Origin of the sequence: Bacillus sp. A01H, assembly GCF_045277205.1 — a bacterium.
GTDB lineage: Bacteria > Bacillota > Bacilli > Bacillales > Bacillaceae_G > Bacillus_A > Bacillus_A paranthracis.
Window position 1 is genome coordinate 3,444,451 of sequence record NZ_CP117702.1, and the last position, 11,711, is coordinate 3,456,161.

The 11,711-nt window shown below is 35.3% G+C and carries 10 protein-coding genes and 1 pseudogene; 2 read left to right on the forward strand and 9 right to left on the reverse strand.

The features are described from left to right. Positions 1–51: 51 nt before the first annotated feature. Positions 52–876: a helix-turn-helix domain-containing protein gene (locus tag PSR14_RS18160; RefSeq protein WP_098487418.1), complete on the forward strand. Its 825-nt coding sequence runs from the start codon at positions 52–54 to the stop codon at positions 874–876. Positions 877–885: 9 nt separating this feature from the next. Here PSR14_RS18160 and PSR14_RS18165 read toward each other — a convergent pair whose 3' ends face one another. The 4 genes from PSR14_RS18165 to PSR14_RS18180 form a co-directional block, all read right to left on the reverse strand. Continuing rightward, positions 886–1,506: a replication-relaxation family protein gene (locus PSR14_RS18165; RefSeq protein ID WP_098487419.1), complete on the reverse strand. Its 621-nt coding sequence runs from the start codon at positions 1,504–1,506 to the stop codon at positions 886–888. Then, entirely contained in the window at positions 1,448–2,629 is a 1,182-nt protein-coding gene (locus tag PSR14_RS18170; protein WP_406644040.1) for an FtsK/SpoIIIE domain-containing protein, read from the reverse strand. Before PSR14_RS18170 ends, PSR14_RS18165 begins: the two co-directional genes overlap by 59 nt. 115 nt (positions 2,630–2,744) lie before the next feature. Continuing rightward, positions 2,745–2,927: a hypothetical protein gene (locus PSR14_RS18175; RefSeq protein WP_098487782.1), complete on the reverse strand. Its 183-nt coding sequence runs from the start codon at positions 2,925–2,927 to the stop codon at positions 2,745–2,747. Then, positions 2,924–3,241, reverse strand: a complete 318-nt coding sequence (locus PSR14_RS18180) for a hypothetical protein (RefSeq protein WP_406644041.1) — start codon at positions 3,239–3,241, stop codon at positions 2,924–2,926. Before PSR14_RS18180 ends, PSR14_RS18175 begins: the two co-directional genes overlap by 4 nt. Positions 3,242–3,445: 204 nt before the next feature. Here PSR14_RS18180 and PSR14_RS18185 point away from each other — a divergent pair, with 204 nt between their 5' ends. Then, positions 3,446–3,658 carry a helix-turn-helix domain-containing protein gene (locus tag PSR14_RS18185; protein ID WP_088114837.1) on the forward strand — a complete coding sequence of 71 codons (213 nt, stop codon included), beginning with the start codon at positions 3,446–3,448 and terminating at the stop codon, positions 3,656–3,658. Positions 3,659–3,992: 334 nt separating this feature from the next. Here the strand turns inward: PSR14_RS18185 and PSR14_RS18190 are convergent, their stop codons facing one another. From PSR14_RS18190 to PSR14_RS18210, 5 genes and pseudogenes are all read right to left on the reverse strand, one after another. Next, positions 3,993–4,748, reverse strand: a complete 756-nt coding sequence (locus PSR14_RS18190) for an N-acetylmuramoyl-L-alanine amidase (protein ID WP_098487249.1) — start codon at positions 4,746–4,748, stop codon at positions 3,993–3,995. Further along, positions 4,748–5,188, reverse strand: coding sequence for a holin family protein (locus tag PSR14_RS18195; protein ID WP_098487248.1), 441 nt, complete (start codon positions 5,186–5,188; stop codon positions 4,748–4,750). Before PSR14_RS18195 ends, PSR14_RS18190 begins: the two co-directional genes overlap by 1 nt. Before the next feature lie 16 nt (positions 5,189–5,204). Further along, positions 5,205–6,164 (reverse strand): annotated as a pseudogene (locus tag PSR14_RS18200) (tyrosine-type recombinase/integrase). A gap of 105 nt (positions 6,165–6,269) precedes the next feature. Beyond that, the gene (locus tag PSR14_RS18205) at positions 6,270–10,199 is read right to left on the reverse strand and encodes a phage tail spike protein (RefSeq protein ID WP_406644043.1); all 3,930 of its coding nucleotides are present in this window, start codon (positions 10,197–10,199) and stop codon (positions 6,270–6,272) included. After that, positions 10,196–11,677 (reverse strand): distal tail protein Dit, encoded by a 1,482-nt coding sequence (locus PSR14_RS18210; protein ID WP_098487246.1) that lies wholly within the window; start codon positions 11,675–11,677, stop codon positions 10,196–10,198. The genes PSR14_RS18205 and PSR14_RS18210 overlap by 4 nt, the downstream gene beginning before the upstream one ends. Positions 11,678–11,711 lie beyond the last annotated feature (34 nt).

Below are 11,711 nucleotides of genomic sequence, written 5' to 3' on the forward strand. Positions count from 1 at the left end.
ACATTTTGTGGCATACTGTTGCTTTTTTATTTTCAGAGGAGACGAGCCCTTATGAAAAAGAAACAAACAATTACCATTCTTGCTAGTACAGAAACGTATAAAAATTTAGTGTCTTTCCAAAATCTCAAAGAACTAAATGACACTGTACGCGCATATAAAGAACAATTTGCTGATCAATTAAATAAAAATCAATTGGCTGTACTCAAACATTTACACAGCCATTCTTGTAAATACTTTGGCGTTTCTTTTAAATCAAAAAAGAAGATTGCTGAAGCACTTCTTATTAGTCGTAGAACCGTTATTCGTGCATGCCTACACTTAGAGTCTCTAGGGATTATCAAACAACTAGAAATGAAACGTAAGAGTGACATGAGACAAACGAGTAATATCATTGTCATTCAACCAATCATTGTAGAAAAACAAATTGTCACACCATCCCCTGATAAAAACGTTGAAATTTGTCACACCAAGAAAACAACTACTATTTCTTTAAAACAAAAGAATAAAAATATAAGTAAACGTAATAGCATACAAAATAATTCGACGCCAGAAGAGAATATAAAACAAACGAATTTTATTGCGCATTGGGTTCCAGAACGTTTTGCTTCTCTTGCCTCTGCTTATTATTCAAAAGCGAAAACCATTCAAGAATTTTGGAGAGTAGTGAAACAATGTAATCGTATAGTAAATCATACAACAGGACAAAGTGCTTTTGATAAAGAACAAGAACTACGAATTGGTGTACAAGCTATGAAAGAATTTACGATGAAGGTAAAAGATGGAGTTAAAATGAAAAAGGGTAAGTTTGCGTATTTCAACGGTATCGTAAACAATTTGATGAACAAATATTATTTTGACCCTGAATTTGGTATGTGATGCTCTCTTTTACACTTCAGGTATCACATATACCTTTGCATATACACCTTGCTGCACAGCAAATTGTTCTAGCGTCTTTTGCCTAAATGGTGTAAGTGTAAAGAAATGAAGGATAGGGACTTTCCCGTTATATTTGTTTTTATAATACACTGTGAATTCACCATACTTATTCATTTTTTCACTGTTCACATTCATCATTTGTGTACGATCTATTTCAACTGCATTTAGAATCCCGTCACTATCACGGTACTTTACATCCGGAATAATGGTTCGCTTCTTGTCATCTACTTTATAACGGATAGGGGCTTCTATCTGCCAATCTTCAGGACAAAATAGATTCAGCCACGCTTCGTTTCTCATGAGGCTGTGTGCTAATCGAATGGTGGGCACAACCTTTTCTGCATCATCGAATAGCGCACGTCCTTGTTTATTGAGGTAATATACATGCTCTTTTTTATAAACGGTACTATTCACATATGGACTTAAATCTTTTAAAATTCGATTTGCATTTCGAATTCCTCCCATATCGTGAATTGCCATCAAGTGTCTTCTTGTCGCAAATTTTAGGGTTCTAATCGAGGTCAAAATCATCATCTGACGATTCATTTTGATATGTGTTTGCATATGCATCCTTTTTCACCTCGTATTGTTTTAATACGTCCCACATCTGTTCATTTGAGATATAAGGGACTTGAATTTCTGTTAATCGATCCGTTTTAAAAAGTGCACGCCCTGGTATACTTTCAATTGATTCAAGGCCAGTTTCATCAATGACAACTTGAGAAGCTGTTTGAGTTGGTAACCGAAATCCTAATTTTGCATCACTGTTTTGTTTCACTTGACGGGGTAAAGTATCACCAGTAGGGTACTGTGTACAAAATATCAACCGAAATCCTAATGCTCCACCAATTCGCGCTATGTGAGAAAGCATTTGTTGACAAGCTCCTAGTAACTTTTGTTGTTCTTTATTCATGCTCTTATCTGGACAAAGTTCTGCACCTTCATCCACGATAATAAAATAGCGTTCTCTTATATTTGTTTCTACCACGTTGGTATAATGGTGTTCTTTCATAAAAAGCATTTTTTCTTCCATCTTTTTTAGAATCGTGCTTAATACCTGAAAAGCTTCCATTGGCTTTTCTGCAATTGAATCCACCTGCTTTATTTTTTGGTATGCTCCGAACTCTAATCCTCCCTTTAAATCAATAATAAACAAGTGTGTATATTCTGCTTGTGCATTAATAAGAGATGTCATCACATTCTTTAGGAACACAGTCTTTCCCATACGTGTTAAACCACCTAAAGTCATGTGTGGCGTTTTATCAAAATCATGATAAATTAACTCTTCTAAACTTTGCCCTATTGGCACAAGCCATTTTCCAACTTGAATTAAATTTGTTGACCATTCCCACTTCTTTGGTATTTCTTGATCGAATACACGAATGTTCAATTTATAATTGTCATACTGAATTCGAACAGGTTTATTTAATCCTTCACTTACAACATCTTCAACTTTTTGAATAACTTTACTTGGCATACCAACAGGCAACTCATACACGTATGTTGTACTTCGATCATCATGAGTTCGCTTCTTGAATTTTGGATAATGGATCCTATCATCTTTTTTAATTGCAATTCCTGACACTTCAAAAAATACTTGTATCTTCTTTTTATCATCTATTTTACTTTTAAACCGATCACTTACAAATGCAATAGTTAAAGCTGTCGTCGGGACCAATAGTAATTCCAGCATAAACATTTCTCCTTTAGATATCCTATAAGGATATCATTGCACTTTGTTGGAAGAAGACAGAACAAGCATTTTCGCTTATGAATTCTACTGTCCCTCTCTTCCACATCATATTCCTTCATAGAAACATAACGAGAACATAACGTAGAAGATATAAGAACGAGCCCGTAAGCGTCGTATACAAGGTTATATGTGGAAGCCAATGTGGAACACTCTTCCCCATTTTTTCAGCTACACTCATCGCAATTACAGACAAACCTGTTGCCGTCCAAATAATAATTGCTTCTCCTGCAAGTGTCATAGCCATTCCTCCTCAATCTGTTCCTCTTTCTCACGAAATTTAATCCCTGATTTGGTAGCTACAATTTGATACCGCTCCATTAAATCTTGCCAATTCAATATATCTTCCTCTTCTCCATATAAATCTTCTTCAATGACTTGTGATAAACTGAAATACCCTTTGTACTCTTTGTTATCAAATACTTCATGATTCCTCATGTGAGTAAGAATTGATTCCATCTCTTTTCTGGATCTTGACTCGTTATACATGTGACGTAATTCTTTTGATGAATATAAATACGGCGTTACATTGAGATAACTATAATGAGAACGCATATAACCCTCTCCTCTCTTGATATCTACAGTGTCATACGGAATTCCAAGTAGAATTCTTCGTGGGCTTCCGTATGGAAGTAATATAGGTATATGAACCAGAAGTAGGATTATTGCTTGTCAGTATTAATTTAATTTAACTTTTATAAAAATTATATTTAACAGGTAATTATTATTTTTTAGTGAATATATTTATAGGTGATGCTAATGATTGAATTGAAAAGTAATATAGGAGAATTAGTGCAGAAAAAAGGATTAAAAGGGAGATGGATAGCTCAACAATTAAAGATTACTCCTAGTCAAGTGAGTAATTATATACAAGGTCGTTCATTTCCCACGATTGACAAAGCATTTCAACTTGCTGATATATTAGACTGTAAGGTAGATGATCTATATGAAAAAATTAATAAGAAAATATAATTCCTTACAGAACACAAAAAAATCCGCCTCCAAAAAGAGACGGATTTTTTTGTTAACTATTTCAGTTAAGAATGGTTGAATATAAAATATAATATAACAAAAATTATTAGTCAAAAGCATATATTAAATTGCTCCGGCTCCGGCTATGCCATATAACATGCCAATCTATACAGAAAAAGCATTCCAGACTTCACCACTTCGGAGTGTTTTTTCTCATATTTTAACATTGTATTACACAAAATAAATTAACACGTTCCTCTTTTATAATAAGCATCCTATGTAACCAGAGCACTCCTAAAGAATGTTCTGGTTTTTATTATTTATTTTAATCAAACTATTCTTTTGTATAGAAGTATTTAAGTCCTTTAGCATCTAACCACGCTGTAGCCTTGTCCAGCTCGTTACCTTGGCGATATGCTGTTTCAAATCTAACTAATCCTTGTTTATCTCCATATGAGATAATACGAGATTCATAACCTAGGGCATCCATCATTCCTAACATCTCAGGTACTAACGCTGTCCCAAATTCATACGTAACAACTTTATTAAATTTATTCACTATAATCTCCACCTTTCCTGTCTCTTGTGTTTTATTTGAATTTTTAATACTAGATGCTCTATTTGCACATTGATTTTTAAACCACTGAACACGTCCTTCATCTAACATTCGATGTGGACAGTACTTCCCATTTCTCTCTTGATGAGTCTTAACTTTACTAATCGGTATATCAAATTGAGTCATTAATTGAGCAATCACTTCAACTGCATTCAATTCAGCTTTGCGATATCTTGCTCCGCCTGATTGTGAATAACAAATTTCAACCCCAATACTATGACGATTCCCTCTTCCATTAGTACCATCTCCAGCGTGCCATGCGTTTCTGTTAAAAGGAATTAACTGAATAGCTTCCTTATCATCCACAGCGATATGAAATGATGTTCCGGTGCTATTGTTAGCGACATTATTACGCTCATTTATAGCCGGTGCGTCATTGTACGTGTTATGAAATGTGATTTCTGTTGGATTCATTTCATACGGGCATAAGACGGAGTAACGACTTACAGGTACTAACATTCGTTTAATTTCCATTACTTTACATCTCCTTTTCTATTAGTATATTCAGAGCTTGTCTTATTGTTCTTACCACCTAAAATTTCAACTGCATTTGTTAATGCTGAAGGTAAGGGAATTCCCATACGACCAGCGTTTTCTAAAAGTGAAAGTAACTCATTACCCATGAAGAAGAAGATTGTAGCTTCACGAATTGCATTGTTACTTCCCAGTACTGTATCGAGCTGGGCGGCCGCGCCAACCAAAATAAAAAGCACCACCTTTTTGGCGATGCCTTTAAAACCAACTTTGCTTTTTAACTCTCCGTTATAACCTGCTGCAATCATGCCAGTTAAATAATCAATAACTGCCATCGTCACTAAGACTTTCAATGTTGCATCCCATCCTCCCAAGAAATACCCACAGAAGCCACCAAACGCGGCTATAAATGCTTTTAGTAATACATCAATACGATCCATCTTTTCCTCTCCTTTTTTATGCCACAAAGTAACTTGGATCCATTCCAAATATCTCTGCAATATCTTCCTCGCTTCTATCCTTCAGATAAGATTCAGTTGTGGAGATATCAGAATGATTGGCAAGCGATTTTAACTTTTCTAGTGGTACACCTTGTACTTTTAAATTATCTAATCTGCTATGACGAAAACAGTGAGGGTTAATTTTAAATTCCTTACCTTCTTTTTCGTACAGCATCTTAGCAAATATCTCACACCAGTAGTTAAAGACGCTTTTATTTAATGTTCTTCGCTCACCGTTCTTATAAACTCTTACAAATAAATCTGGAATTGCATCTTTACCTCGTTGTTCTATATATAAACGAATACATTTCTGTACTCGGGGATTGTAATACAATCTGAATTTCTTACCTCGCTTACCACATACTACATTTGTAAAGTAACGTTCTGTCAGCCCTTCTTTTTAAACTTGATAAACTTCATTCTTTCTAGCTGCACTATAGTAAGAAAGTGCTAAATAAGTTGCTAACATATATTTCTCTTGTTCAAGTAATTCATCGATTAACCATTCAATTTGTTCTTCTGTTATAAAAGTGATTTCTCTAACTGGATTCTTAGGTAACCCGCGAACCCGCGAACCTACATTAAATTCATAATTATAGTCATCATCATCTGCGCAAAATTCAAGTGCTGAACGTAAAGCACTCATCAATCCATTTACACGCGCATTAGACATCCCCATATCCTGAAAAATAATAGATAAATTTCGAATGTCTTTACGTGTTAAATCAATAAGATTTTTATTTTCGAAGTGTTCATGTATTAGAAACAAAATAATTCGTAAATCCCAACCATATTGCTTTAAAGTGCTTGCCGCTTTCCCTTGTGCTTTCTTTTCGATTAGAAAATCTTTAACTAGGTTTTTGTTTACTTGGCTAACATGCTTTTCATAAATTGCTTGGTCTACTATTCGTTTCACACTGATCATCTCCTCAAAAATAAAAAGAAAAGCGAAGTCGCTCCTCTTGATCTATGAATTGAAATTAATCAAAGCCATATTTTGTGTAAAATAAAAAAGACCAGCTTATGGCTGCTCTGGTTTCTGATCAATTAATTTTTGTAATAACTCTTCTAATTTGGCTATCCGATTTTCTTGACTAGCTACTTGTAATTTTAGATTTGTTATTTCTACCTCCTGTTCCTGTACCGTTGCATCAACTTCCTGTAAAGCTCTCATTGCAATGGATGCGTATGAATATAAGTGAATACCTTTACCACTTTCATCCACAAACATTTCATCACATTCATCTACAATTAAACCGTAGTATGTTTTAATATCTTCTGTTGTCACTGGTGGGTCATTAGGGCTTTTCTCTTCTCTCATCCGGTATAGTTCGTTTACAGCATTCTTATAATTAAATTGTCTAATTCTAAGATTCCTGATTTTTTCTAAGGCAGAAAAAGAAATATCACGGATATTAGATTTATATTCCCGTAGTGAAGGAGTCATAAAGTTCCCTTGAACAGCACCCCAGCCATTTTGAGTAACAGATGATTTCAGTTGGATAACTCCTGTATATCCTGCTGCACGGCTATTACGTATAGTTACATTGGGTAATCTTAAATCAGAATCTGTACTATTATCTTCAACGACTAACGAAGTTTGATACAACCCCGGTTTCCCTCTTCTGAAATACCAACTTCCATTTCCAGCATAAAAAACATGGTAATCATTAGCGTTTAGAACACTTAGTCCGTTTCTTTGCAACTCCCAATACACAGACTTTTGGACTGAACCATCAACTATGCCATTGCTAATACCAATGCTCGCATAAGCCCCGGGCCATCCTGCACCTGCTTGAGACATAAACAAAGTGCCTTCTGGAGCATTAGTCTTTTCATCTGAACCTAAGATGAAAGTCGGTTGTACTGCACCATCTGTTCTTCTGTAATGCCCCAGAAATGCTCTAGCAACTCCTCTTTCATAGAGACGTATAAATTGATCATCTAAACTAACATAGTTATCCGTATTTGATGTTCTAATTTGGCAACCGCTCAGCAATCCAGCTTTAATCCACTCAGCATTAACTTTACCAACTAAATCTATTCGTGCAGCATTTAACTTAATGTTTTCTTTACTCATGTTAATGGCTGCTATTACATCATTTTCTTTTACCGATATACTAACGCCCTTTTCTGTTAACTGAAGACGGGATTCCATATCTCTTACATAGGAATCTTTAGCGAATTCTCCATCCGCTTGTATTCTTGTATATACTTCTGTTTTTTTGGCAGCTGCATTGATACCCTGTTCATTGATAGTGAAACGGTTATCGATTAAAGTCATCTTCTGGTTAAATTGCTCAGTTGCAAGCTTATTAGCTAATTCATCTAATAAATCTTGTTTATTCTGATTAACTGTTTGCTTCAACTCTGGAATCTTAAAACCAGCAACATAATCCTCTACTTGTTTAAGCTCAACTTTTGCTCCGATTGCGGTTGCCTGTTGTTCAAGTTTAGTATTAGCTTCAGTAAGCTTTTTCCCTTGATCGGATACTACATTATTTAAATTACTAACTGTGGAGGATAGTCCGCTTGCTGTTTGCTCCACATTAGACATACGCTTTTCAAATCCAGCTTGGCTATTTTGAACATTTGTTACAGTAGTTTTTACGCCATCCACACTTTGTTCCAACTCATAAGTTGACTTACTGAAATCAGTGGGAATTGACCCTTTTTCAAGTTTGGTTTTTTTGAATCTGAATCTTTTACCAATGGAATTTGTATTTCTGGCGAATCTTAAACGTAATCCCCAACCAGTAGCGCGCGTATCAATATTGAATGTCCATACCTCACGTTTCCAAACATTTGATGCAGGTACTCCCTTTTGTACATTTTCACTCCATACGCCATTGATAAACTGGAATAAAATGAAGTCAACATGAACGTCATTTTGTAAATCCAGAGAGAGTGTCATGTCTTTACTTTTTTCAAAGTCTCCCATTTTTGTATTATCTAAATGGAATTGATAGAAAGAGTCGGTATGATCCGAACACTCTAACACGATGTATTCACCAGGCTGTACAGCGAATTTAGCTTTGTTTACTTGGGCACCTCCGACCATTCCAATTGTTTGTGGTTTTTCGTTTGGTCCAGTGTTAATAAGCCAATTTTCACCGCCTACTGTACGAGCTTCAACCTGCTCTAATTTTGTAGAAATTTTCCCAGCTTCTTCTTTTATGTCAGTAGTTGTTTTCTTTAAATCATTAGTTGTTTGTTGTACATCGGAAATCGTCTTCTTTGTGCCTTCCACAGTTAATTCAACCGTATTTAATTTACTGCTAATTTCAGTATCTTTTTTCGTTAACGTTTCGATAGAAGTTTTAAATCCACTAGAATCTTGTTCAAACTTAGTTACTTTCTTATCGATTTCACCTTGTTTGTTTTCGATATTGGAAATTGTACGGCTTACACCCTGTAAACCTTCCTGCACTTCATTAAACTGCCCTGTCGCCTGATTCTGTGCTTCTTGAACTTTTTGATTTAACTCTATTTTTGTAGTTTCAATATCTTTATTAACCTGATCTAATGTTTCTTTTTTTACAGATTCAACATCTGGTACGACCGATTCCCAAGCTGTACCTGTCCATATCTTTAATATGCCGGGCTTACCGTTACTAATATCACGCCACAGTGTTTTAAAAGGTTTAAGACCTGTTGTTGGTGGGTTCATTGCTTCAATGATATCTACCGTGTTATTTTTAATATTTTCTTGCGCTTTTTCAGCCAGTATTTTTGCTGCTTCTGATTCTTTTTTTGCATTACTAGCTGTTTCGTTAGCTTCTTGAACCAATTTATCTAGCTGATCTATCATTTCTTGTTTATTACCTAATGAACTGAGGATACGGTTATAAATCTTTCTTAATTCTTCATTCGGATCAATAATCTCATGATAATCCCCAAATACATATTTATCTTGCAATGGATTTTTAAACGATTCATCACCAACAATCGCCCTTGCTTCTAAATAAAGCTTAGGTGTGAATCCAGTGTCCTTTATTCGAATCGTATCGCCCTCATTAATTAACTCATGAGATAGTCCAAATACACGACCGATTGATTGTGCTTCAACTTCATAAAAAACAGAAGAATTTACACGTTTTTTTAACTCTGTATTCATAAGAGTCATTAAACGTTTTGAATCCATGTCTTCGTTTTCTGTCTCGGGACTATAGAATCCAAATTTATGTTGCCCTTTCTCATTCCACCTTTGAAATGCATCGCTGTCCACAAGATAAGGGACACCATTATTTATTTCCGTAATGGTAATAAACTCTCCGCCTTCTTTTTTTACGAAACCTAGTAAGGCTGTACAAATGTTTTGGGAGTTTTCAATCCGTTTAATTCCTAGCAAGTCTTTACCGAGGGTTATTTCTTTCCCTGTTTCTTGACCACGCTTTTTTACCATATCTACATAACGTCCAACGATTTGAGAGCCTACAACTTCAGCACGGTACTGTATTTCTAGTTCAAATAATGATGCTATCTTTTTTAGAAAGCTTAATGGATCAATAAATTCATCGATAGTCATAGAACGGAAACTAGCATATTCTAAATTTCCTTTTTTCCACTTCGTACCTGCAAGAGCGATATCAACCATTTCAATTACTGTCTTACCTTCTAATTTTTGTGGAGGGATAATTCCAGCTTTAGCAAGTTGAATCCATTCTCCTGATGCATAAGCAATTACTGATCTATCATCGGAATTCTTTTCAATTTCAGTAATTACATATGGAACAATTCGACCATCGCGCACTTCTTTTAATACTAAGTTTTGTTGCATAAGTGTGGATGAATGCCTTGTATTATCAAATACATGAAACTCTAATGTATCAATGTTATTTTTGATTTCCCAATGTCTTTTATCATCCCAATAATCTATAGGCTGAATAGATGCTACAATTTGTTCTGTTTTAAAATCAACAACATGCAATTCACCACTTGGCGTTCTCATCTATATCTCTCCCTGTAACTGATTGTAGCTGCAACATCTGGTGGCATAATATCAATACGATTATCTCCACGTATAATCTTAGGAAATTCGCTGAATATGTCTTTAATATTGATAGCATCTTTTCCGTTAATCGTAACAAGACTTCTTTCTGTATCAATTATCACTTTGTCTCCTGCATCGAAAATATAAGGCTTTGTATTAGAAGGAACTTTATTTATTTTCCAAATCTTTAAATCATCTATTTGTATTACATCAACAGGTTGGTTGTTATCCCACTTACATACCGCAATCATAACTTGTGCAATTTTTCGGTTAGTCATCGGATTTCCCGTTTCATCGATCCAACGCTCAACAATTGAAGCATCATCGATTTCTGTCCCATCTCTGAAACGAGCTACATAAACAGTCCACTCTTTACCTCTTCTCGCAATACGTAACCTACCGTAAAATTGATTAAATGTATTAGGGTGCGCTCCGCTTGTATCTACTAATTTTCGTATACTGTTGGGTGTTCCGGCATTTCCAATTCGCATGTAAGCTTTTGTGATTTCAGCATCCCAATATAAATCGCTCATATTGATTCGTGCGACAATATTACTTGCATCATCCAAAAGCAATACCTCGACACGCCCCATCTCCCCAATACTTTTAGATTTCAAACGCACCCATGCTTCCATTTCGAAATCTTGAATAGGGCCGCCTGGAATGTTTTTCTTAGCTATCGCTCCGTGGAATCCTTTCTCTTGTCCGTAATCTTCACAATATAACGCGTAACCATCCCTTGATTTAAAACTACCTGTACCTTTCATTTCTTCAACTTGTCCCGTAACAGGAGTCCAACCTATAGGTGAAGCCATTTCATCCCATAACACACGCTCACGCTCTTGTACCGTTGTTTCTTCCACAGTTAAGGGATAACCAATACGGAAATAGTTTCGTTCTAAAGGATATTTACCAAACCATACATCTAAAAAAGTGCTTGGTTTTTTTACAGTCATTTCAATTAATGCCGGAGCTTCTACGCTTCCTTTATTCGTGAAATAAGAAGTAATCTCAGTAGACCAACTTTGTGTGAAAGTGTGAGTCTGTACCTTTCCTAATTTATAAGGCATTGGACAAATAAATTTAATTGTACCGATTCCAAGTGTTACAAATTCATCCGGATCAAAGCTATCATCTACAACAGCTAAATATGTTCTATTTGGTTCTACATCGAAAATAAGCTCTGTTGGTTGATCTGTAATTAACCAATCCGCAATTTCTTCTTTTATGATTTCTAAATCAGATCCATCAGGAACGATAATTCCTACAGGAATAGATAGAACACGCATTTCTGTTTGTGTGTTTAATAGTCTTGCACCTGGATAACCAGGAACACTTAGAAAATTCCTTTTTAATGGCGCCCAAGTTGGTCTTTTCCATCCTTTTGCGATTTGAATAAAGTCTTTTCGTTCGTTATTAAATGTAAAAGAACTCATGCTGACACCTCATTCCTTTATAAAATAAAAGAAA